Here is a 23,669-nt window from a genome sequence, read left to right as displayed (position 1 = left end):
TTTTCTTTAGAACGGCGATCTGGCATCTTTGCGCATAGGTCAGTTGTTTGTAATGTCTCATTGTAAAATCTCTTGCCGGAGAAAAAGCAGTTAGCTTATGAGCAACTGACCACTTAATCTAGCCAAAACAAGTTATGCACTTACAATTTGAATCTAGGAAATATAATAAATAACTTTTTTAATAAACTATCTTCAGGTTTGAGAACCGCCTCATAAAACTTCAAAAATGTCTCCAAAGTTTAAAATTTTAAATATATTATTTAGCTTTTAAGCACTTCACCTAGTTGCTTTTGTGATGATATAAGAGCTTTTAAACTGATATTTTTTAGTAAACTGCCTTCTTTATTGATTAAAAAACAGTTCATTTCATCAATTAAAACCGTGTGTTTTATGCTTTTTTTAGCCTAATAATGCATAAATATCTGAGTATTTGTCACTTTGTTTATCTGTGTAAAAGCATAAATTAACCTAAATTTTGGATAATAAACAACTTATCTACGAAACAAAAAAAGAGTTTTTGAGCTGTATTTTTATTCTAATTGGACAAATACAAAGTTTAATTTAGCGTATCTAGGAAAAATATAGCAATATTTGAAATCGAAAATAACACTTACAAAGTCGTTTTTTTCAATTCACTTACTAAAATACATAAAAATAAGTGATCTAAATATGCATTAAATTAAAAATATCTCGATCACTTATCCACAATTGCTAATTTTTAGCTAAAATAAATGACAAAATTAGGTAACTAGGTCATAAAAAGCTCACGATCAATATTAATTGATCTGTTTATCAGCCTATTTTAAATTAATTTCATTAGATCTACCTTTTTAGATCATTTAATAAAATTATTTTGGATCTAAATTTAGAGTTATCAACAAGCTTTATATCCACATTATGATCAACAGGTGATTAAAAATAAAATACTATCATCCCTTGCACTTTCCTATCTATAAAATCAATAACTTAGAAATAAAAAAGCAATTAAATAATCAACTTAAGCAAAGCTTTCCCCAACCTTATCAACAAGTTGATCAGAAGATTACATTTAAATATAAATTGTTAACCTCAATTTAATCAATAACTTAAATAGCTTTATATGCGTTAGTATAAATTTACAGCAAAATTAGTTATACAAAAAAGCAGTCTTAACTTTACTGTTATGCTCACTCAGTTATCATATGCGTTAATTAAAACTAATGTGATCACTAATATTCATGAGTTCAGTAAATATTATCGTTGGTAGTCAAATGGGATCAGCCGAGTATGTTGCAGAGCAACTAAGTGACGAGCTAAATAATCAAGGTATTGATACACAACTACATGATCAACCAGTGTTTAGTGATATTGATCAACACAATACGATTTGGTTAATTTGTACCTCTACTTATGGCGCAGGTGATTATCCTGAGAACCTCATTAACTTTGTTGATGATTTAGCTCAAACTGATGATTTATCTAATTTAAAATATTCAGTCATTGCCTTAGGTGATACCAGTTATGACACTTATAACCTTGCTGGGCGCAATATAGATGCGTTATTAACAGATAAAAAAGCAATAAGAGTAGCAGAACGGTTAGAGCTTAATATTACTGATGAAGCGCTTCCAGAAGACACTGCTTTAGCTTGGTTAGACTCTTGGATAGCTAAAACAGGTTTAAAATAGAGAGATCAAGCTAAAAAACATTAATAAAGTTACCCACAATTTACTAATAATTTAATAAGTTTTGTGGATAACTAATGTTTAAACTGTTTTTTAAAGCATGCTTATCCATGGGATAAGATCCGACTGATGTAGGCCTGTGCATAAAGTGCCTTTTTGATCAGAGCTTATTCGCCTGATGATCCGATCATATTAACACCTTTAGATCTGATCTAATTTCATGTTTTAAATAAAGATCTAAACCTTATCAACAGAAAAGTCGATCAGTAGTAGTAATAGTAATAAAAGATCTCTTTAAAAGATCCTTTATATTATTAGAGATCACCCACTTAGATCTTGAGCACTGTTTAATCATTTATCTTCTGCTAATTTCTAGGTAGAATACGCTCCCCTTTGAAGTTTACTGGTTTGATTTAAGTAGGATCCCATAAATGATTTTTCACGAAAATTTTGACGTTATCGTAGTCGGTGGTGGACATGCTGGCACTGAAGCCGCATTAGCAGCTGCTCGNGGAATGAATACCCTGCTGCTAACTCACAATATGGATACCCTTGGTCAGATGTCTTGTAACCCAGCAATTGGTGGCATTGGCAAAGGTCATTTGGTTAAAGAAATTGATGCGCTAGGCGGTGCAATGGCACAGGCCATTGATAAAGGCGGGATCCAATTTCGTACGTTAAATTCTTCTAAAGGACCAGCTGTTCGTGCAACTCGAGCACAGGCTGATCGCGCTTTGTACAAAGCGGCTATTCAAACAACGTTACAAAACCAAGAAAACTTAAAGATTTTTCAACAATCGTGTGATGATCTTATTGTTGAAAACGATCGTGTTACAGGCGTAGTTACTCAGATGGGTTTACGTTTTAGCGCCCCAAGCGTAGTTTTGACAGTAGGTACTTTTTTAGGTGGTTTAATTCATATTGGATTAGAAAACTACAAAGGTGGTCGTGCAGGAGATCCTCCTTCGATTGCCTTAGCTGATCGCTTACGCGAACATCCGTTTAGAGTAGATCGTTTAAAAACGGGTACTCCACCACGTATTGATGCACGTACTGTTGATTTTACTAAAATGGAAGCACAACCAGGTGATACACCTACCCCTGTATTTTCATTTATGGGTAAGCAAGCTGATCACCCACAACAAATACCGTGTTACATCACTTACACAAACGAAAAAACACACGATGTTATTCGTAAAAATTTACATCGCTCACCTATGTACTCGGGTGTAATTGAAGGTATTGGTCCACGTTACTGCCCTTCAATTGAAGATAAGATTGTTCGTTTTGCTGATAAGGATAAACATCAAATTTTTGTTGAACCAGAAGGTTTAACATCATACGAATTATATCCGAATGGTATTTCTACTAGTTTACCATTTGACGTACAACTTGAAATTGTGCAGTCGATTACTGGTTTTGAAAATGCACATATTTGTCGACCTGGTTATGCAATTGAATATGATTACTTTGACCCACGTGATTTAAAACAGTCTTTAGAAACTAAATTTATTGAAGGCTTATTTTTTGCTGGTCAAATTAATGGTACTACCGGTTATGAAGAAGCTGGTGCGCAGGGCTTAATTGCAGGCATGAATGCAGCGTTAAAAGTACAAGGTAAAGATTCTTGGACACCACGTCGTGATGAAGCTTATGTGGGTGTATTAATCGACGACTTAGCAACACTGGGTACAAAAGAACCGTACCGAATGTTTACCAGCCGTGCTGAATACCGTTTATTACTTCGTGAAGATAATGCAGATATTCGCTTAACTGAAAAAGGTCGTGAACTAGGACTAGTTAACGATGAACGTTGGCAGGCATTTAACGAAAAAATGGAAGTAGTTGAAAAAGAGAAACAACGCATTAAAGATACTTGGATCCATAAAGATCATGCCGTTGTAGATCAAGTTAACGCATTATTAAAAACACCATTAACACGTGAAGCTAGTTTAGAAGAACTTCTTCGTCGCCCTGAAGTTCGTTATAACGATCTTATGGCTATTGAAGGTTTAGGATCTGAATTTACAAATAAAGCAGCATTAGAGCAAGTTGAGATCCATACTAAGTACGCTGGTTATATTGCGCGCCAACAAGATGAGATCAATAAACAGCTTCGTCATGAAGAGACTATTTTACCTAAAGAGTTTGATTATAAAACCGTATCTGGTTTGTCAAATGAGGTAGTTGCCAAGCTTATTGAGTCTCGTCCTGACACTATTGGTCAAGCATCGCGTATTTCTGGTATCACCCCAGCGGCGATTTCGCTATTATTAGTGTATCTGAAGAAGCAAGGCTTGTTGCGCAAATCTGCGTAACAGTAAGGGTACATAGTGTTAAAGCAACAATTAACTACATTGTTAGCGCAAACTGATATTGCGCTAACAGAAAAACAACAGCAGCAGCTGGTTCGTTACGTCGAGTTATTAGATAAATGGAACAAAGCTTATAATTTAACCTCAGTACGCTTACCTGAAGAAATGATGATTAAGCATATTATGGATAGTTTAGTTGTTGCACCTCATTTACCCGGTCATCATTATATTGATGTTGGTACGGGTCCTGGCTTACCAGGCATTGTATTAGCTATTGCATTACCTGATACGCATTTTGTGCTATTGGATAGTTTAGGCAAACGTGTTCGATTTTTAATGCACGTGAAACATGAGCTTGGACTTGATAACGTCACCCCTGTGCAGTCAAGAGTTGAAGAATATCAACCAAGTGTTAAATTAGACGGCGTACTAAGTCGTGCATTTGCCTCTTTGCAAGACATGGTAAAATGGTGTTCACACTTAATTGATAATTCAGGTAAATTTATAGCCCTCAAAGGTATATTCCCTAGTGAAGAGCTAGAGTCGCTACCTGAAGGCATTAAGTTTGAGAAAAAAATTGCATTAGAAGTACCTAAATTAGATGCACAACGACATTTAATTATTCTTTCTAAAGACTAGGGATCAGAGACACTGTGGCAAAAGTCATCGCATTAGCAAATCAAAAAGGCGGAGTGGGTAAAACTACAACTGCTGTTAACCTCGCTGCGTCTATGGCTGCAACGAAACGTAAAGTGCTGTTAATTGATCTAGACCCGCAAGGTAATGCAACTATGGGTAGCGGCGTAGATAAGTATGGTGATGTGCCAACTATTTATGACTTACTTATTGAAGATAAGCCTATCGAAGACGTTATTATTAAAGAGACATCAGGTGAATACCACATGATAGCTGCAAACGGTGATGTAACCGCTGCAGAAGTTAAATTGATGGAGTTATTTGCCCGTGAAGTACGTCTTCGCAATGCGCTCGAAAAAATTCAGGACCAGTACGAATTTATTTTTATTGACTGCCCACCTTCTCTAAATATGTTAACTGTAAATGCAATGGCTGCTGCTGATTCTATTTTAGTGCCAATGCAATGCGAGTATTATGCATTAGAAGGGTTAACTGCATTAATGGATACGATTACACAACTTGCTAGATTAGTTAATCCTAAATTACAAATCGAAGGCATACTTCGTACTATGTACGATCCGCGTAATCGATTAGCAAATGATGTGTCAGAACAACTAAAACAACATTTTGGTGATAAAGTATACCGTACTGTAATCCCACGTAATGTACGTTTAGCGGAAGCACCAAGTTTTGGTACTCCTGCTATGTACTATGACCGGGCATCAAGTGGCGCTAAAGCTTATTTAGCACTTGCTGGCGAAATGTTACGCAGAAAAGAAAAAACAGCGTCCGTTGTCGCCTAACTTTGAGGTAAAAAAATAACATGTCTGCTAAAAAACGAGGTCTAGGCCGAGGACTCGATGCGCTTTTAAGTTCGTCAAAACCTGCACCAAGCGTAAGCAAGGAACAAGACACATCAAACGTGACTGAAGCTATGCAAAAAGCTGCAGCTAATAATAGTGAATTGCAAAAGCTTCCTATCGAGTTTTTACATTCGGGTAAATACCAGCCTCGTAAAGATATGTCTGAAGAGGCGCTTGAAGAACTAGCAAGCTCTATTCGCTCTCAAGGTATTATTCAGCCAATAGTTGTTCGCCCAGTGGCACACAATAGTTTTGAAATTATTGCTGGTGAACGTCGTTGGCGTGCAGCGCAAATAGCTAAACTTGATACTGTACCGTGTATTATTAAAGACGTGCCAGATGAAGCCGCTGTTGCAATTGCATTAATTGAAAATATTCAACGTGAAGATTTAAATGCAATGGAAGAAGCCGTTGCACTTAATCGTTTACTTATAGAATTTGAGCTAACACATCAGCAAGTAGCCGATGCGGTAGGTAAATCACGAACAACGGTGACTAATTTACTACGGTTAAATAATTTAAATAGTGATGTAAAAATTCTGTTAGAACATGGTGACATCGAAATGGGGCATGCTCGTTGTTTATTGGCTCTTGAAGGTGAGGCACAATCAGATGCGGCTCGTTTAGCTGTTGCTAAAGCACTTACTGTTCGTGAAACCGAAAAGCTAGTTCGCTCAATTCTAGAACCTGTGCCAGCGAAAGAAATAACAGAAAAAGACCCAGATGTTAAACAGTTAGAGCAACAACTAGCTGAAAATTTAGGTGCCAAAGTAGAAATAAATTACAATAAAAAAGGCAAAGGTAAGCTTGTTATTTCTTATACCAATTTAGACGAACTTGACGGCATTTTAAACCGCATTAATCAAGACAATACCCACCATTAGTTTTATACATGTCTAAAAAGAGACATTTGTAACTATTTCGTGTTACAAAACGTCTACTCAAGTTGCAAAACTGGCAGGATTAAGTATAATTTCGCCAGTTTTCACACCCTAACAATTAGAACGCAATAAAGGTTAACTAACCGTGACTAATAAGTTAGCGAGTCCATATAGACTTGCCGTATTAAAGTTAATTTGCCTTCAGGGTGTTGTAGCATTAATTGCTGCTGTAATTATTTTTTTAAGTTCGGGAGTCAATGCCGCACTTTCATCACTTGCTGGTGGAGTTGTTGCAGTACTTCCACACTTTGTATTTGCGCTCTATGCATTCAGATATATGGGTGCTAGTCGAGCAAATCAAGCGTATGCCTCGTTAAAGCGCGGCAACGGATTAAAATTTATGCTAACAATCATATTGTTTGCGCTGGTTCTAAAGTCGTTTCCGGTAATATTATTACCTTTTTTTAGTACTTATATACTTGCGCTATTTACTGGATTGTTTGCACCCGTTTTTTTTAAACATTAACTTTTGGGATATAACATGGCAGCAGAAGAAGTTACTCTATCTGGCCATATCCAGCACCATTTGACCAATGCTAAGATGTGCTCGACCGATACAGGTCTTGCCTTCAATAAAGCATGTACGGACAGTGGATTCTGGACATGGCATATAGATACCCTCGCATGGTCTATCGGTTTAGGTCTTATATTTTTATGGATCTTTCGTAGTGCCGCTAAAAAATCAACACTAGGTGTACCTGGAAAATTTCAATGCTTTATTGAAATAATCGTAGAATTTGTTGGCGACAACGTACGCGATACTTTCCATGGTAAAAGCAAGCTTATTGCACCATTAGCCTTAACGATTTTCGTTTGGGTGTTCTTAATGAACTTAATGGATTTAATACCAGTTGATTTCCTTCCAGCATTTGCAGGTTTCGTTGGTGAGACTGCATTTGGTATGGATTCACACGATGTGTACATGAAAATTGTACCAACGACTGACATTAATATGACTTCAGCGCTAGCGCTGGGTGTATTTATACTAATGGTTGGCTTTTCAATCAAAATAAAAGGTATTGGCGGGTTTATTAAAGAGTTAACGCTTCATCCGTTCAACTCAAATAACGTGTTCGTTCAAATTATTTTGATACCATTTAACTTATTACTTGAACTGATAGCACTCGTTTCTAAACCGTTTTCATTAGCACTACGTTTGTTTGGTAACTTATATGCAGGTGAGTTGATTTTCATCTTGATCGGCGCTATTGGATTTCTGCAATTACCATTGCATTTTGTGTGGGGAGTATTCCACATATTAGTTATTACATTACAAGCATTCTTATTTATGATGCTGACAATTGTATACCTAAGCATGGCAAGCTCAGATAATCACTAATTTTTAGATTTACAATTTTACTTTTACTTTACAATTGAAACTTTGGAGAAAAAAATGGAACTAGTATTAGGTCTTAAATACATCGCAGTAGCTTTACTAATCGGCTTTGGTGCAATCGGCACAGCAATTGGTTTTGGTAACATGGGCGGTAAATTCCTTGAAGCATGTGCGCGTCAACCTGAGCTTGCACCTTCGCTACAAGTTAAGATGTTTATTCTTGCTGGTCTAATCGATGCTGTAGCAATGATTGGTGTTGGTATCGCTATGGTATTGTTGTTCGTACTTTAATTTTATTTTTTGAACAGCTTACTATTTAAGGAGGAGCGGTTGTGAATTTAAACGCCACTCTTATCGGTGAATTGATTGCGTTTACGGTGTTCGTATTATTTTGTATGAAATACGTATGGCCACCACTAAACGGTGCAATTGAAGCTCGCCAGAAAAAAATCGAAGATGGTTTAGCTGCCTCTGATAGAGCCGAAAAAGACTTAGAACTTGCGCAAAAGAAAGCTGCTGAACAGCTTAAAGATGCAAAAGCTCAAGCGGCTGATATCATTGATCAAGCTAAAAAACGTGCAGTGCTAATTGTTGACGAAGAAACACTTCGTGGTCAACAAGAGCGTGAAAATATCATTGCTCAAGGGCACTCTGAAATTGAGTCTGAACGTAATCGTGTAACAGAAGAGCTACGTAAGCAAGTAGCAACTCTAGCAGTGATTGGCGCAGAACGTATTTTAGAGCGTGAAATTAATCAAGCCGCACATAGTGACATCGTTGAAAAACTTGTCGCTGAGCTGTAATTAGGAGGGTATGAGCATGTCTAAATTGACTACTATCGCTCGCCCATACGCTAAAGCGGCTTTTGAACTTGCCGTTGAAAAAGGCACTCTTGAAAGTTGGAACGATATGTTGTTCTTTGCTGGCCATGTAGCCAGCAATGAGCAGGCATCTTCGATTTTAGCCGGTATGCCTACTGCTACTGCACAAGCTGAATTATTTATTCAACTTTGTGCTGAGCAGCTCAACGAACAAGGTCAGAACCTAGTTAAGGTGATGGCTGAAAATGGACGTTTGATCGCTCTACCTGAGGTTGCACAGTTATTTGCTGAATTTAAAGCAGAATACGATAAAGAAATCGAAGTTGATGTGATTTCTGCAACCCCTCTTGTTGCTGCGCAACAAGAGTCATTGGTAGCGGTACTTGAAAAACGTTTCGCACGCAAAGTTAAGCTGAATTGTAGTGAAGACGCGTCAGTTGTTGGTGGACTTATTATTAGGTCTGGTGACACTGTAATCGACGGCACTATTCGCGGTAAATTAAACCGCTTAGCCACAACACTACAATCGTAATTGGGAAAAAGAGCATGCAACTTAATTCCACTGAAATTTCAGATCTGATCAAACAACGTATTGAGAAGTTCGAAGTTGTAAGTGAAGCTCGTAACGAAGGTACTATCGTATCTGTTACTGACGGTATCATCCGCATCCACGGTCTTGCTGACTGTATGCAAGGTGAAATGATTGAGCTTCCTGGCAGCCGTTATGCTATCGCACTAAACCTTGAGCGTGACTCAATTGGTGCAGTAGTAATGGGTCCTTACGCTGACCTTACTGAAGGCGTAAAAGTATATACAACTGGTCGTATTTTAGAAGTTCCTGTTGGTCCTGGTCTACTTGGTCGTGTTGTAAACACACTAGGTGCACCAATCGATGGTAAAGGCGCTCTAGATAATGACGGGTTTGAACCTGTAGAAAAAATTGCACCAGGTGTAATCGAGCGTAAATCTGTAGATGAGCCAGTTCAAACTGGTTATAAATCTATTGATGCGATGATTCCAGTTGGTCGTGGTCAACGTGAACTTATCATTGGTGACCGCCAAACAGGTAAAACTGCTCTAGCAATCGATGCAATCATCAATCAAAAAGACACAGGCGTTAAGTGTGTGTACGTTGCGATTGGTCAAAAAGCGTCTACTATTGCAAACGTAGTTCGTAAATTAGAAGAGCATGGTGCACTAGCAAATACTATCGTAGTTGTTGCATCTGCTTCTGAATCTGCGGCACTTCAGTACTTAGCACCGTTCGCGGGCTGTACTATGGGTGAATACTTCCGTGACCGTGGTGAAAACGCATTAATCGTATATGATGATTTGTCTAAGCAAGCAGTTGCTTATCGTCAAATTTCATTGCTACTTAAGCGTCCACCAGGCCGTGAAGCATACCCAGGTGACGTATTCTATCTTCACTCTCGTCTTTTAGAACGTGCATCGCGTGTAAACGCAGATTACGTTGAAAAGTTCACCAATGGTGAAGTGAAAGGTAAAACTGGTTCATTGACGGCATTGCCAATCATTGAAACTCAAGGCGGCGACGTTTCTGCGTTCGTACCGACTAACGTTATCTCTATCACCGATGGTCAGATCTTCTTAGAAACTGACTTATTCAACTCAGGTATCCGTCCGGCAGTAAATGCTGGTATTTCGGTATCTCGTGTTGGTGGTGCTGCACAAACAAAAATCGTTAAGAAACTGGGTGGCGGTATTCGTCTAGCCCTAGCTCAGTACCGTGAACTAGCTGCGTTCTCGCAGTTCGCGTCTGACCTTGACGATGCAACTCGTGCTCAACTTGAGCATGGTGAGCGTGTAACAGAGCTAATGAAGCAGAAACAGTACGCGCCAATGTCTGTTGCTGATATGTCTTTGTCGTTATTTGCTGCTGAAAAAGGCTTCCTTCAAGATATCGAAATCGCGAAAATCGGTGACTTTGAAGCTGCTTTACTTTCTTATGCAAGTAGCACATACGCAGAGCTTGTGGCTCAAATCAATGAAACTGGTAACTTGAATGCCGAGATCGAAGCGCAGCTTAAAGAACTTCTAACGAAGTTCAAATCTACGCAAACTTGGTAATTTAGTTATTAATGGTGCGCTTTAGTTTTCTAAAGCACACCTTGATTCGGAGAGAGAGTCATGGCTAGCGGAAAAGAGATTAAAAGCAAGATCGGGAGTATTAAAAATACTCAAAAGATCACTAGCGCAATGGAAATGGTTGCTGCGTCTAAAATGAAAAGGGCGCAAGAACGCGTTGCTTCAAGCCGTCCATACGCTGACAAATTACGTGAAGTAATTGGTCGTGTTGCTCAAGCAAATCTTGATTTTACTCACCCGTTTTTAAAAGAACGTGAAGTGAAACGAGTTGGTTATATTGTTATCTCTACAGACCGTGGTCTGTGTGGCGGTCTAAACTCAAACGAGTTTAAGAAAGTTGCACTTGATGTTAAAGCGTGGAAAGAAAAAGGTGTTGATGCTGAATTTGCTACTTTAGGTAGTAAAGCAGCTGGTTTCTTTCAACGTTTCGGTGGTCAACTACTCGCTAAAAAAGCGGGCCTAGGAGATAAACCTTCAGTACAAGACGTTATTGGTCCTGTAAAAATAATGCTTGATGCATTTTCTGAAGGCAAAATAGACCGTTTATTCTTGGTATATAACAAATTCGTTAATACCATGAAGCAAGAGCCAATTATAGATCAGTTACTCCCTTTGCCAAAAGCTGAAGAAGAAGTATCTGCTCACACATGGGATTACTTATACGAGCCAAACCCAGAGGCTATTTTAGAGTCTTTGTTAGTACGCTTTATTGAGTCTCAAGCATACCAAGGTGTGGTAGAAAATGCTGCCTCTGAACAGGCTGCTCGTATGGTTGCAATGAAAGCTGCAACTGATAACGCAGGTGACCTTATGGACGAGCTACAGCTTGTTTATAACAAGGCTCGCCAAGCAGCAATCACACAAGAAATTAGTGAGATTTGTTCTGGCTCAGCAGCAGTTTAATGCTTCGGGTAAAGATTAACGAGAGGAATAGACATGAGTTTAGGTAAGGTCGTCCAAATTATCGGCGCCGTTGTGGATATTGAATTTCCACAAGATAGCGTGCCAGCGGTATACCACGCACTAAGAGTAACAGATGGCGATTTAGCTGGTTTGACTCTAGAAGTCCAGCAACAGCTAGGTGGCGGTGTAGTGCGTACTATCGCTATGGGTACTACTGATGGTTTACGTCGTAGTGCTTTAGTTATGAATACAGGTGAATCGATTCAAGTTCCAGTTGGTAAAGCAACACTTGGTCGTATCATGAACGTACTTGGTGAGCCAATCGATGAAGCGGGTCCAATCGGCGAAGAAGACCGTATGTCTATTCACCGTGCAGCGCCTTCATACGAAGAGCAATCAAGTTCAGTTGAACTTTTAGAAACTGGTATCAAGGTTATCGACCTTGTATGTCCGTTTGCTAAAGGTGGTAAAGTTGGTTTATTCGGTGGTGCCGGTGTTGGTAAAACTGTAAACATGATGGAACTTATCCGTAACATCGCAATCGAGCACAGCGGCTACTCAGTATTCGCAGGTGTTGGTGAGCGTACACGTGAGGGTAACGATTTCTACCATGAGATGAACGATTCAAACGTACTTGATAAAGTATCGCTTGTATACGGTCAGATGAACGAGCCTCCAGGTAACCGTTTACGCGTAGCGTTAACTGGTCTTACTATGGCTGAAAAGTTCCGTGATGAAGGTCGCGATGTACTTTTCTTCGTAGATAACATTTACCGTTATACACTTGCTGGTACAGAAGTATCTGCACTTCTTGGTCGTATGCCATCAGCGGTAGGTTACCAGCCTACACTTGCTGAAGAAATGGGTGTGCTTCAAGAGCGTATCGCTTCTACTAAGACTGGTTCAATTACATCAATCCAAGCGGTATACGTACCTGCGGATGATTTAACGGATCCATCTCCAGCAACTACCTTTGCTCACTTAGACGCAACAGTAGTACTTTCACGTGATATCGCATCACTTGGTATCTACCCAGCGGTAGACCCACTTGATTCATCTTCACGTCAACTTGACCCACAAGTAATTGGTCAAGAGCACTACGATACAGCACGTGGCGTTCAAACAGTTCTTCAGCGTTACAAAGAACTTAAAGACATCATTGCAATCCTAGGTATGGACGAGCTTTCTGACGAAGATAAGCAACTTGTATCTCGTGCACGTAAAATCCAACGTTTCCTATCTCAGCCATTCTTCGTGGCAGAGGTGTTTACAGGCGCGTCTGGTAAATACGTATCACTAAAAGATACAATTGCTGGCTTTAAAGGCATTTTAAACGGCGAGTTTGATGACCTTCCAGAGCAAGCGTTCTACATGGTTGGCTCTATTGAAGAAGCTCAAGAAAAAGCCAAAGGCATGTAACTAGGAGGGTAGTATGACAGCTATGACTGTACATCTTGACGTAGTAAGCGCAGAGCAGAGCTTGTTCTCTGGTCTTGTTGAATCGATTCAAGTATCTGGTAGTGAAGGCGAACTAGGTGTAAACCTAGGTCATGCTCCACTACTAACTGCCCTTAAACCTGGTATGGTACGTTTAGTTAAGCAATTTGGTCACGAAGATGTGATATACGTTGCTGGCGGTACATTAGAAGTTCAACCAAATCACATCACGATTCTTGCAGATACTGCGATTCGTGGTGAAGATTTAGATGAAGATTCAGTACAAAAAGCTAAACGTGAAGCTGAAGAACATATGGCGAATTCGTCAGCTGTTGAGTTTGATTATCAACAAGCGGCAACGCAACTGGCAGAAGCAGTTGCTCAGTTACGTGTTATTCAGTTATTACGTAATAAGTAAGCCTACTCGGTTTTTAAAAGCCCACTTTATGTGGGCTTTTTTGTGCCTGTAATATTTATCAGAATATTATTATTGGTAATATAAATATAATTCACCTTTATAGCTGCTATAAGCTTTTTTTGACTTATATCCTTGCTCAATCCTCGTTACAATAACGTAATACAGTCGAGTGAATATTGGTTTCAGTTAAGATTCAGTAGTTAAAACTTAAACTACTGGGTATTTGCACAGGAAGTGATTTACGTAGTCTTACTGGCTAGTAAAACGACTCTTATTTAACTAAAACAACGGAAAAAGGAAATTGTTTTAATGGCATTAACAACGGTAATTCTTGCTGCGGGTAAAGGTACTCGTATGCGCTCTGCACTCCCTAAAGTACTTCATAAAATTGCTGATAAGCCTATGGTGCAGCATGTTATTGATAACGCAATGGCATTAGGTGCTACAACTACTAATCTAGTTTACGGACACGGCGGCGAACTATTACAACAAGAACTTGCCGATAACAATGTAAATTGGGTACTTCAAGCTGAACAACTTGGTACTGGTCACGCAGTAGCGCAAGCCAACTCTCATGTTAATGATGAAGACACGGTATTAATTTTATACGGTGATGTACCACTAACAAAACAATCAACATTAGAGCGTTTATTAGCTGCAACACCTAAAAATGGTTTAGCTGTATTAACCGTAAATTTGGTAAACCCAAATGGCTATGGTCGAATGCTTCGTGTTGACGGTAAGTTAGTCGGTATTGTTGAGCAAAAAGATTCAAGCCCAGAGCAGTTACTAATCAACGAAGTAAACACCGGTATTATGGCTGTTAACGGTAAGCTATTAAAAACATGGTTAGGTAACTTATCTAACAATAATGCACAAGGCGAGTACTACTTAACAGATATCGTTGCAATGGCTCATAGTGAAGGCGTAGAAATTACTTCAGCTCAGCCAGACCATGCAATGGAAGTTGAGGGCGCAAATAACCGCGTACAACTTGCAGGCTTAGAGCGCGCTTACCAAGCATGGCAAGCAGAAGAGCTAATGTTAAATGGTGCAACACTTGCTGATCCTGCGCGTATTGATGTGCGTGGAACAGTTACCACCGGTGAAGATATACTTATCGATGTAAACGTTATTTTTGAAGGCACAGTCACGCTTGGTAACAACGTACAAATTGGTCCTAACTGTGTACTTAAAAATTGTAGCATTGGCGATAACGTTATTATTAAAGCTAATACCCTAATTGAAGATGCCACAGTTGCAGATAAATGTACGCTTGGTCCTTATGCTCGCCTTCGCCCAGGCGCTGTAATGGAAGAAGACTCGCACATTGGTAACTTTGTTGAGATGAAAAAAACCCGTTTAGGCAAAGGCTCTAAAGCTAACCATTTAAGTTACTTAGGTGATGCTGAAATTGGCGAAAAAGTGAATATTGGCGCTGGTACTATTACTTGTAACTATGATGGCGTTAACAAAGCAAAAACCATTATTGGCGATAATGCTTTTATTGGTTCTAATTCATCACTCGTTGCCCCAGTAAACATTGGTGCAATGGCAACTGTTGGTGCCGGCTCTGTGATCACCAGTACCGTTGAAGATGACCAATTAGCAATAGCACGCTCTAAACAGCGTAATTTAACAGGTTGGAAACGCCCAGTTAAAAAATAACAATAGAGGCTACTTAGGTAGCCTTTTTTATTTTAACTGAAGTTTAAATTACTCTTTATAGCGTCTAGATAGATTAAGTACTTTACCTGTTGTTAGTTTTATTTCGCTGTCGCCACTGGGGAGTGGTGTAATGGACTCCACTTTATCGAGTTTTACGCCATAGCTGCGGTGAATTCTACAAAACCCCTGCACTTCAAGTTGTTTACTTAATGCTGTAAGCGTTGCCCTTAAAGGATATATACGTGAGCCTATATGTAGGTTTACATAATTACCCGACGATTCAAGCCAATCAACATCCTCTATTTTTATAATGAATTCCTTTCCGAGCTTTTTAACTAATAAGCGATTTATGGTCGATATTGTTTGCTGCTCACTTTCTTCAATTGAAGCGGCTTCACCTAGTAGTTGCTGCACCATATATTGATATACTTAGACCTTTGCTAGGAGTTGCAATTAAACGAGATTATTCCTCGACTGTAAAAACGATTGGCTATACGGTCACTTTAATTTTAATAACTTCGCTAGCATATAAGTTAATTACTTAGGGTAAGGGGTTGTATTAAAACTGCCATAATCTTGTCATGCCTGTGTGTTGATATTTAGCAAATACAATACTAAGGAAAATTACATGTTTAAAAGATCAATTATTGCGCTTTCACTTATATCTGTTTTTACGGGTTGCTCACTTGATGGTGACGATGGTCAAAACGGCTCTCAAGGATTACAGGGAGAACAAGGCACAGATGGAACTAACGGGTTAAATGGTATAAATGCAAACTCAGCATTAAACATTAACCTTGTGGGTAGAGGTGTATTAAATGCACAAAGCCCAGAAGGTGCAGCTGAAATAGTTGCATATCAAACATCTAAAAAATGGATTTACGCTATTAACAGTTCAGGCGATGACGCTGTTGTTAATATTTTACCCGCCGACACCTTTGATACTGCCGCACTCGTTAAAGATAACGAAGGGGTTATAAACGCCACAAACTTAACCTCGGTCATTACGTTGCCTTTAAACGAGCACACCCAAGGCGATGCAAACAGCATTGCTATTGATGAAAACAATCATTTACTAGCGGTTGCAATGGCTGCTGAAAGCACGGGTGATGCAGGTCAAATTGCTTTTTACGATATAAGCGGCGACTCACCTGTATTTATTAAAAATGTAACGGTCGGATTTTTACCAGACATGGTGACGTTCACCCATGATGGCGCAAAGGCAGTGGTTGCTAACGAAGGTGAACCAAGTGGCGACTACAGCGTAGATCCTGAAGGTTCTATTAGTATTATCGATATAACAAATAATGTAATAGCCGATACGGCAATAAATATTGATTTTAAAGCCTATAACAACAAACAAGCCGATCTAGAAACGCAAGGGGTAGTTTTTGCAAACCCAAATGGTCGTACTATTAACGGTAATCTAATAAATACAACTGTGGCTATGGATTTAGAGCCCGAGTACGTTAGCATTTCTAAAGATAACAAATACGCTTATGTATCTATTCAAGAAAATAATGCACTTGCAATAGTTAACCTACAAGACAACAGCTTTGAGCTAAAGGGCTTAGGCTTTAAAGATTGGTCAAGCTTACAACTTGATGCCTCAGATAAAGATGGCGGCGTTAATTTTAAATCATATCCAGGGCTCTATGGTATGTACCAGCCCGACACTATCTCAAGCTTTAGTTGGAAAGGCGCTAACTTTATAGTCACTGCCAACGAAGGTGACGCAAGAGAATACTTTTTTGATACAACGAATGAAGCAGACTGTATAGCAAAGGGCGGACTTGATTACGATGAAGACGATGGCTGCTTAGCTTATATAGATGAAAGCCGCGTTGAAGATCTAACGCTTGCTAGTAACTTTGATTATTTAAATAATGACGATGATGATATTGGTCGCTTAAAAGTAACAACAATAAAAGGCGATACCAACAACGATGGACAATACGAATCGCTTTATGCTTATGGTGCACGTTCGTTTACTATTAGGGATAGCAACGCGCTGGTGGTTTTTGATTCAGGTGACGATATAGCACGTATAACAGCATCTGTGCATGGTGAATCATTTAATAATGATGAAGATGAAAACAAAGGTGATTCTCGCTCAGATGATAAAGGCGCAGAGCCCGAAGCGCTGACTATTGGTGAAATTGGCGATCGTACATTTGCCTTTATTGGTTTAGAGCGTATGGGCGGCATTATGGTTTACGACATTACTAATCCATACAATGTGCAATTTGAAGACTACTTCTACAATAGGGGCTTAATTAAAGGCGCTAATATTACAGGCGATTTAGCACCTGAAGGGATGGTATTCGTTCCAGCAGAGCAAAGCGCAACAGGAAATGCACTTTTAATCGTTGGGAATGAAATATCTGGTTCTATTGTGGTATGGGAAATTGCAGCGAGTTAAAAAGGTTAGTTTAGCTAAAGTAAACTTGGATCGACTTACACAGTGAAGTTGATCCACTAAATTTTTTAACCTAAGCCTTTATGTGTTTATATCGCGTTAATTTTTGGTTTTATTATGTTAACTATGGAACAAGTGATTCGCTTTTTTCATACTTTTTAAACAGCCTTTTACTCTCTAAATTGAGAGCTCTAAAAATAAAACACACAAAGGCTATCTATGACACACACAAAACCACACTTAATTTCCGCTGCGCTTTCAATTATATTACTAGGTTACTCTAACTTAAGTTTAGCGAGTATTGAATTAGCAAATATAGATACTGGTTCTAAAAAAACAAAAGTAGAACTTGGTGGCTACGCAAAAGTAGATGTTCGTCATGTATCTGGTGATATTGCTTATCAGGATTACTGGATAGGTAATTTTCCTGAAGGTGAAGCCGTTGATACGTCGCACACAGGGTTTAATGTTAAGGAATCAAGGCTTAATTTAAAAATACAACGCGGCGATGTCATTGGGTTTGTTGAGGTGGATTTTTACGGCGGTGGCGGAAACGAAGTTGTTAGTAATTCGTCAAACGATCGTTTACGTCATTTTTATATTCAATACAAAGATTGGTTAGCAGGGCAAACATGGTCAACCTTTATGCCTTTAGCTGCATTGCCTGAAACATTAGACTTTGGTGGTCCGCACGTAGGCGAAGTGTTTATTAGGCAAACGCAAATAAGGTACAGTCATGGTGGCTGGCAGTTCGCTATTGAAAACCCAGAAACAAACGGCGACGGTGACAACGGTACTGCGTCAAGTGCGGTTGGTGTTTCTGGGGCACAAGCCGATAAAGACGAATCAATTCCCGATTTTGTTGCGCGTTATAATTATAAAAAAGAGTGGGGGGAATTATCTATTGGTGCTTTATTAAGAAAGGTTGATCAGGGTGGCATAGATAAAACAGCACTTGCTGGTAACTTTTCGGGCAAAATTAAAACGTTTGGTAAAGATGATTTTCGCTTTCAAGTTAGTGTAGGAGAACCTGGTCGTTATGCTGCTGCAGGATTAACAAACGATATTGTAGTTAACGAGCGCGATGAAGTGGAAGTAGAAAAAACGACTGCATTTACTGTTGCCTATAAACATTTTTGGACAGGAGCTTGGCGTTCAACCGCTTTTTATGGTGCGGCTAAAACGGATATAATTGAAAAGGATCGGGCTCATTGGGGAGTCAACTTAATAACAAACATAACAGACGATCTTAATGCGGGTATTGAGCTTGGGCAATATAAGATTAATGATGAAAATATTGACAGTATCAGCTCTAACTACTTTCAGCTTTCTGCTAAATATAGTTTTTAATATAAATAATAGGCGTGTTATTTAACAGTAATACGCCTGTTTTTTATGTAACGATTCTCGTAAATGCTCAACAAGCAGTTTTAATTTTTGATCAGGTTGCCTTACTTTAGGGTAAACCGCATACATCCCCATCTTCTTTCGTGTAAAGCTTTGCAAAATCTGCGTTAACGTATTTTTTTGTAGTTCTTGATAAACGAGAGCTTGCGGTAAAAAAGCAATACCTAAGTCGCTAAGCGCGGCTCGTTTAATTGCACTGAGATGGTTACTATGAAAGCGACCATGTATGGGAAGTAGTTGCTCCGCTTCATCAATATACAATGGCCATATGTCGTTACAGGTATTATCGAACTTATATACTAAGCACTCATGGCTTTGTAGTTGTTCAGGGGTTTGCGGTACACCGTATTGTTTTAAATAGTTTGGTGTGGCACATATTACCCATTGGCTATCTATTAGTCGCCTTGCAATGAGTGATGAGTCTTCAAGTTCGGCTGTTCTAATAGCAAGATCATAACCTTCCTCAATTAAATCAACTAATCTATTCGTAACTTGTAAATCTACGGATATTTCAGGGTGCTTTTTACAAAATTCAGCAATCGACTCACTCAATGCTAAATTGGCTGATACAACGGGCATTGTTATTCTTATATTGCCTTTCATGTCATCACCGTAACCAGTTACGGCATTTTCGGCTTCTTGAAATGCAAATTTAACAATTTTAGCTTTGTTATAAAGCGTTCTTCCTGCATCGGTAAGGCTGAGCTTTCTGGTCGTTCTGTAAAGAAGTTGGGCATTTAAGCTTTCTTCTAATCTTGCAATACGCTTACTTACGACTGAATTAGTTAATGAAAGCTTCTCTGCTACTTTAGAAAATGACCCATCATCAACAACTTGGACAAATAAAACCATGTCATCTGCCTTTGCCATACTTGTTCCCCAATTAGTGTAATGCGCTTGTTATTATGGCAAAAAAGGAAAATAAGATTGCCTTTACATGCAATATATCAATTTATTTACAAGGAGTAGAGTGTATTAAATCTGTCTTGGTCGCAATAAAATCATAAAAATAAACTCTAAATGGTTTTAACAGGGCAGTCACACACACAACAAAAAGAGGATACAATTTTGAGTCAAACAATATATGGATTATTGGCATTACTGCCAATTGTTCTCAGTGGTATTTTGCTAATAGGTCTGCAATGGTCTGCAAAAAAAACAATGCCAATAGTGCTCGCGGTTACTGCTGCAATTGCTATTTTTATATGGGATATGACCCTTAATCGGGTTTCATCATCAATTATTCAGGGGTTTGTGATCACAGTCTCAGTGTTATGGATTGTGTTTGGTGCCCTGTTTTTACTTAATACATTAAAACATACCGGCGCAATAGCGGTTATTCGTGCTGGTTTTACAAATGTATCGCCAGATCGACGTGTTCAAGCCATTATTATTGCATGGTGTTTCGGTACTTTCATTGAAGGTGCATCAGGATTTGGTACGCCAGCAGCAATAGCCGCACCATTAATGGTTGCTATTGGCTTTCCTGCACTGGGTGCTGTTTTAATGGGTATGATGATCCAAAGTACGCCGGTATCGTTTGGTGCTGTGGGTACACCTATTGTTATAGGTGTAAGCAAAGGATTAGATACAACGGCAATTAGCGCTAAATTAGCGCAAGAAGGTATGTCATGGGATGCTTTTTTACAGCTAATAACCAGCCAAGTAGCCATTCTTCATGGAGTTATTGGTACATTCATGCCCCTTTTAATGGTAATGATGTTAACTCGGTTTTTTGGTAAGAATAAAAGCTGGAAAGAAGGATTTGCTATTTGGCCATTCGCTATTTTTGCGGGGCTAGCATTTACCATTCCCTATACATTAACAGGTATTTACCTCGGTCCGGAGTTTCCTGCTCTTATTGGTGGTTTGGTCAGTGTTGCTATTGTTATTAACGCAGCTAAAAAAGGCTTTTTAATACCAAAAACAACGTGGGATTTTGCTCCAAAAAAAGACTGGCCAAGTGAGTGGATTGGCAAGCTTGTTGTTGATAGTGATAATAATACACCTACATCTGGCAACAAAAGTATGTCGCCTATTATGGCGTGGTTTCCTTATTTATTAGTTGCTTTATTACTTGTTTGCTCAAGAGTATTTGTAGAGCTCAAAACATTACTTACAGATGCGACACTAAATTTTTCATCACTTTTAGGTGAAGCTGATATTAGCGCTGGTTTTAGCCCTTTATATTTACCCGGTGGGCTATTATTGATAAGTGCTTTATGTGCTGCGAGGCTTCAGTCTAAAAAGCCAGTTAGCGCCTTAAAAAATGCATTTAGTGAATCAGGTAAAACGGTATTAGGTGCTGGCTTTGTACTTATTTTTACTATTCCGATGGTAAGGATATTTATTAACTCTGGTGTTAACTTATCAGACATGGCGAGTATGCCAGTAGCGAGTGCCGAGTTGTTTGCTGGTGTTTTTGGAAGTGCTTTTCCATTAATTAGTTCTACAATCGGTGCATTAGGTGCTTTTATTGCGGGTTCAAATACAGTGTCCAACATGATGTTTAGTCAATTTCAATATGAGGCAGCTATGAGCTTACATATTTCACCTTCTTTAGTCATAGCATCTCAAGCGGTAGGAGCTGCAGCAGGTAACATGATTGCAATACATAACGTAGTGGCTGCCTCTGCAACAGTTGGTCTACTTGGTATGGAAGGTGCGACACTTAGGCGCACTATTTTACCTACAATTTATTACGTGCTTTTTAGTGGCGTAATCGCTATGACCGCAATTTACATTTTTGGTTTTCAAGGACCCTTAGTATCATGAGTAATAAGCAAACACAGGATTCGGGCTGTAATACTTTCACATCAAAAAGTACTTCTCAAAACGTACTTAGCTCAGATCAAGTTTTAGCTAAACTAACNTATAGAATGGGCTGGCGTTCTGGTGGCGGAAGCGCTTTAGCGGTTTTGTTTCCGCAAAGCTTATTGGAAATTTGGCGCAGTTTAGAGGTTTGCGTTGAGGGCAACTGCATTATAATAATGCAAGCAGCAAAAACGGGGTTAACAGAAGGATCGACCCCAAGTGGGAATGATTACGATAGACCCGTTGTGGTTATTAATACATTAGCGATGGATCAACTATTTTTGGTTAATAATAACGAGCAGGTTATTAGTTTACCAGGTGCTACCTTGCATCAACTTCAAAGCCAGCTTAATACTGTAAATAGAGCGCCTCACTCTATAATTGGTTCCTCTACCTTAGGTGCATCTATTATTGGTGGTGTTTCTAATAACTCTGGTGGAGCACTTGTTAAAAGAGGTCCTGCTTATACTGAGCTTGCTTTATTTGCACAAATAAACGAACACGGTGAGCTCATACTAGTTAATCACCTTGAAGTAGAGCTTGGTAATTCCCCAGAAGAAATACTAACTAACTTACAAACAGGCAATTTTGATAAAACAAAATTACCAGTAAGCGACAAGCTTGCATCCGATAGAGAATATATAGCAAGAGTAAAAGATGTTAACGCTAGTACGCCAAGTCGTTTTAATGCCGATAAGCGAAGACTTTATGAAGCTAGTGGCTGTGCAGGTAAACTTGCAGTATTTGCAGTACGTCTTGATACCTATCCAACAGCTGAAAAAGAGCAAACCTTCTATATAGGTAGTAATAGTGTTAGTGAGCTTGCTCAGTTAAGAAAGCAAATCTTATTAACGTTTAAAAACACCCCTGAAGTTGGCGAGTATATGCATCGAGATATATTTGATGTATCTGCTAAATATGGCAAAGATACCTTTTTAAGCATTAAACACTTAGGGACGGATGCATTACCTAGATTGTTTTCTATAAAAGGACGTATAGATTCAAGACTTAATAAGTTGTCATGGGTACCAAAGCACTTTACCGACAAAGCAATGCAGCTCATAGCTAAAGTGTTCCCTCAGCATTTACCTAAAAGAATGCTCGAATACAGAGATAAGTATGAACATCACCTAATAATGAAAATGAGTGATGATGGTATAGAAGAAGCGCAAACTTTTTTAAAGCCATTTTTTGAAGCATCAAATACAGGTAACTATTTTACGTGTAATAAGGAAGAGTCAGAAAGTGCTTTTTTACATCGCTTTGCAGCTGCGGGTGCTGCACTAAGGTACGAAGTTATTCATGAAAAAAAAGTGGGCGAAATATTGGCGCTCGATATAGCTATTCCGCGTAACGAACTCGACTGGCTAGAAACGCTACCAAACGAAATTTCCCAACATATAGAAAAGAAACTCTATTATGGTCATTTCTTCTGTTATGTTTTTCATCAAGACTACATATTAAAAAAAGGAACTGATGCCAAGCTTATTAAAAAGCAAATGCTGAAGTTACTTAATGAAAGAGGAGCTAAGTATCCTGCTGAACATAATGTAGGACACTTATACGAAGCTGAACCTGATTTACAAAATTTCTATAAAAGCCTAGATCCAACTAATACATTTAATCCAGGTATAGGAAAAATGCCTAAAAATAAACGCAACTGTTCTTGTTGTTTATAACGTACATTGCATAACGGTATTGAGCTTTTAAACGAAGAGATAGCTTAATACCGTTATTGTTGTAAATGCAGCCTGATTTTTGAGCATAAAACCCTATGCAGCCCTTTATTTGTATAGCTTTTATACTAAATTCATTTAATTGTCAAAAAGCTGAAATAAAGTATTGACCCTCACTCGTTTATCCCTATAATGCGACCCCACTGAGACGGGAAACGCCAACGCCTAGCGAGGAGCGAACTACT

General features: G+C 38.8%; 20 protein-coding genes and 1 pseudogene. 19 read left to right on the top strand and 2 right to left on the bottom strand.

Annotated elements, in window-relative coordinates; genetic code table 11:
• Positions 1-1,217: 1,217 nt before the first annotated feature.
• From mioC to glmU, 15 genes are all read left to right on the top strand, one after another.
• Positions 1,218-1,667, top strand: a complete 450-nt coding sequence (gene mioC / locus L647_RS0111925) for an FMN-binding protein MioC (protein WP_024611299.1) — start codon at positions 1,218-1,220, stop codon at positions 1,665-1,667.
• 428 nt (positions 1,668-2,095) lie between these two features.
• The gene (mnmG, locus tag L647_RS0111920) at positions 2,096-3,982 is read left to right on the top strand and encodes a tRNA uridine-5-carboxymethylaminomethyl(34) synthesis enzyme MnmG (protein WP_024611298.1); all 1,887 of its coding nucleotides are present in this window, start codon (positions 2,096-2,098) and stop codon (positions 3,980-3,982) included.
• A 15-nt stretch (positions 3,983-3,997) separates the two neighbouring features.
• Positions 3,998-4,618: a 16S rRNA (guanine(527)-N(7))-methyltransferase RsmG gene (gene rsmG / locus L647_RS0111915; RefSeq protein ID WP_024611297.1), complete on the top strand. Its 621-nt coding sequence runs from the start codon at positions 3,998-4,000 to the stop codon at positions 4,616-4,618.
• Between the two features lie 14 nt (positions 4,619-4,632).
• The gene (locus L647_RS0111910) at positions 4,633-5,418 is read left to right on the top strand and encodes a ParA family protein (RefSeq protein ID WP_024611296.1); all 786 of its coding nucleotides are present in this window, start codon (positions 4,633-4,635) and stop codon (positions 5,416-5,418) included.
• A 20-nt stretch (positions 5,419-5,438) separates the two neighbouring features.
• Positions 5,439-6,362 (top strand): ParB/RepB/Spo0J family partition protein, encoded by a 924-nt coding sequence (locus L647_RS0111905; protein ID WP_024611295.1) that lies wholly within the window; start codon positions 5,439-5,441, stop codon positions 6,360-6,362.
• Between the two features lie 142 nt (positions 6,363-6,504).
• A complete protein-coding gene (locus tag L647_RS0111900; RefSeq protein ID WP_024611294.1) occupies positions 6,505-6,885 on the top strand; it encodes an ATP synthase subunit I in 381 nt (126 codons plus the stop codon).
• A gap of 15 nt (positions 6,886-6,900) precedes the next feature.
• Positions 6,901-7,758 carry a F0F1 ATP synthase subunit A gene (gene atpB / locus L647_RS0111895; RefSeq protein ID WP_024611293.1) on the top strand — a complete coding sequence of 286 codons (858 nt, stop codon included), beginning with the start codon at positions 6,901-6,903 and terminating at the stop codon, positions 7,756-7,758.
• Between the two features lie 54 nt (positions 7,759-7,812).
• On the top strand, positions 7,813-8,046 hold the full coding sequence (gene atpE, locus L647_RS0111890) for a F0F1 ATP synthase subunit C (RefSeq protein ID WP_004335261.1): 234 nt from the start codon (positions 7,813-7,815) through the stop codon (positions 8,044-8,046).
• Positions 8,047-8,087: 41 nt separating this feature from the next.
• Positions 8,088-8,558 (top strand): F0F1 ATP synthase subunit B, encoded by a 471-nt coding sequence (gene atpF, locus L647_RS0111885; protein WP_024611292.1) that lies wholly within the window; start codon positions 8,088-8,090, stop codon positions 8,556-8,558.
• A gap of 16 nt (positions 8,559-8,574) precedes the next feature.
• On the top strand, positions 8,575-9,108 hold the full coding sequence (atpH, locus tag L647_RS0111880) for a F0F1 ATP synthase subunit delta (protein WP_024611291.1): 534 nt from the start codon (positions 8,575-8,577) through the stop codon (positions 9,106-9,108).
• Positions 9,109-9,122: 14 nt separating this feature from the next.
• On the top strand, positions 9,123-10,664 hold the full coding sequence (atpA, locus tag L647_RS0111875; protein ID WP_024611290.1) for a F0F1 ATP synthase subunit alpha: 1,542 nt from the start codon (positions 9,123-9,125) through the stop codon (positions 10,662-10,664).
• Positions 10,665-10,724: 60 nt separating this feature from the next.
• Positions 10,725-11,585, top strand: a complete 861-nt coding sequence (gene atpG, locus L647_RS0111870) for a F0F1 ATP synthase subunit gamma (protein ID WP_024611289.1) — start codon at positions 10,725-10,727, stop codon at positions 11,583-11,585.
• 33 nt (positions 11,586-11,618) lie between these two features.
• Positions 11,619-13,004, top strand: a complete 1,386-nt coding sequence (atpD, locus tag L647_RS0111865) for a F0F1 ATP synthase subunit beta (protein ID WP_024611288.1) — start codon at positions 11,619-11,621, stop codon at positions 13,002-13,004.
• A 13-nt stretch (positions 13,005-13,017) separates the two neighbouring features.
• A complete protein-coding gene (locus L647_RS0111860; protein WP_024611287.1) occupies positions 13,018-13,440 on the top strand; it encodes a F0F1 ATP synthase subunit epsilon in 423 nt (140 codons plus the stop codon).
• Positions 13,441-13,749: 309 nt separating this feature from the next.
• The gene (gene glmU / locus L647_RS0111855; RefSeq protein ID WP_024611286.1) at positions 13,750-15,108 is read left to right on the top strand and encodes a bifunctional UDP-N-acetylglucosamine diphosphorylase/glucosamine-1-phosphate N-acetyltransferase GlmU; all 1,359 of its coding nucleotides are present in this window, start codon (positions 13,750-13,752) and stop codon (positions 15,106-15,108) included.
• A 48-nt stretch (positions 15,109-15,156) separates the two neighbouring features.
• Here glmU and L647_RS01000000124115 read toward each other — a convergent pair.
• Positions 15,157-15,537: pseudogene (locus tag L647_RS01000000124115) on the bottom strand (LytTR family DNA-binding domain-containing protein); the annotation flags it as partial.
• 199 nt (positions 15,538-15,736) lie between these two features.
• On the opposite strand from L647_RS01000000124115, the gene L647_RS0111845 reads away from it, so the two are divergent.
• Complete coding sequence (locus tag L647_RS0111845) at positions 15,737-17,530, top strand: choice-of-anchor I family protein (RefSeq protein ID WP_024611285.1); 1,794 nt, start codon at positions 15,737-15,739, stop codon at positions 17,528-17,530.
• A gap of 216 nt (positions 17,531-17,746) precedes the next feature.
• Positions 17,747-18,877, top strand: a complete 1,131-nt coding sequence (locus tag L647_RS0111840; RefSeq protein ID WP_024611284.1) for a DcaP family trimeric outer membrane transporter — start codon at positions 17,747-17,749, stop codon at positions 18,875-18,877.
• Between the two features lie 21 nt (positions 18,878-18,898).
• Here the strand turns inward: L647_RS0111840 and L647_RS0111835 are convergent, their stop codons facing one another.
• The gene (locus L647_RS0111835) at positions 18,899-19,804 is read right to left on the bottom strand and encodes a LysR family transcriptional regulator (RefSeq protein ID WP_024611283.1); all 906 of its coding nucleotides are present in this window, start codon (positions 19,802-19,804) and stop codon (positions 18,899-18,901) included.
• 198 nt (positions 19,805-20,002) lie between these two features.
• On the opposite strand from L647_RS0111835, the gene L647_RS0111830 reads away from it, so the two are divergent.
• Positions 20,003-21,709: an L-lactate permease gene (locus tag L647_RS0111830; RefSeq protein WP_024611282.1), complete on the top strand. Its 1,707-nt coding sequence runs from the start codon at positions 20,003-20,005 to the stop codon at positions 21,707-21,709.
• Positions 21,706-23,427 (top strand): D-lactate dehydrogenase, encoded by a 1,722-nt coding sequence (dld, locus tag L647_RS0111825; protein WP_024611281.1) that lies wholly within the window; start codon positions 21,706-21,708, stop codon positions 23,425-23,427. Before L647_RS0111830 ends, dld begins: the two co-directional genes overlap by 4 nt.
• The last annotated feature ends 242 nt before the right edge of the window (positions 23,428-23,669 follow it).

The sequence above is a fragment of the Pseudoalteromonas sp. TB64 genome, from assembly GCF_000498095.1.
Lineage (GTDB): Bacteria > Pseudomonadota > Gammaproteobacteria > Enterobacterales > Alteromonadaceae > Pseudoalteromonas.
This window is presented reverse-complemented; position numbering and strand designations above follow the sequence as displayed.

Bases quoted from the DNA above. Each gene is read 5' to 3' on its own strand.
- L647_RS0111845 (WP_024611285.1), top strand. From the start codon at position 15,737: ATGTTTAAAAGATCAATTATTGCGCTTTCACTTATATCTGTTTTTACG.
- L647_RS0111835 (WP_024611283.1), bottom strand. From the start codon at position 19,804: ATGGCAAAGGCAGATGACATGGTTTTATTTGTCCAAGTTGTTGATGAT.
- atpB (WP_024611293.1), top strand. From the start codon at position 6,901: ATGGCAGCAGAAGAAGTTACTCTATCTGGCCATATCCAGCACCATTTG.
- atpG (WP_024611289.1), top strand. From the start codon at position 10,725: ATGGCTAGCGGAAAAGAGATTAAAAGCAAGATCGGGAGTATTAAAAAT.
- glmU (WP_024611286.1), top strand. From the start codon at position 13,750: ATGGCATTAACAACGGTAATTCTTGCTGCGGGTAAAGGTACTCGTATG.
- atpD (WP_024611288.1), top strand. From the start codon at position 11,619: ATGAGTTTAGGTAAGGTCGTCCAAATTATCGGCGCCGTTGTGGATATT.
- L647_RS0111860 (WP_024611287.1), top strand. From the start codon at position 13,018: ATGACAGCTATGACTGTACATCTTGACGTAGTAAGCGCAGAGCAGAGC.
- L647_RS0111905 (WP_024611295.1), top strand. From the start codon at position 5,439: ATGTCTGCTAAAAAACGAGGTCTAGGCCGAGGACTCGATGCGCTTTTA.
- mioC (WP_024611299.1), top strand. From the start codon at position 1,218: ATGAGTTCAGTAAATATTATCGTTGGTAGTCAAATGGGATCAGCCGAG.
- atpE (WP_004335261.1), top strand. From the start codon at position 7,813: ATGGAACTAGTATTAGGTCTTAAATACATCGCAGTAGCTTTACTAATC.
- L647_RS0111840 (WP_024611284.1), top strand. From the start codon at position 17,747: ATGACACACACAAAACCACACTTAATTTCCGCTGCGCTTTCAATTATA.
- atpA (WP_024611290.1), top strand. From the start codon at position 9,123: ATGCAACTTAATTCCACTGAAATTTCAGATCTGATCAAACAACGTATT.
- atpH (WP_024611291.1), top strand. From the start codon at position 8,575: ATGTCTAAATTGACTACTATCGCTCGCCCATACGCTAAAGCGGCTTTT.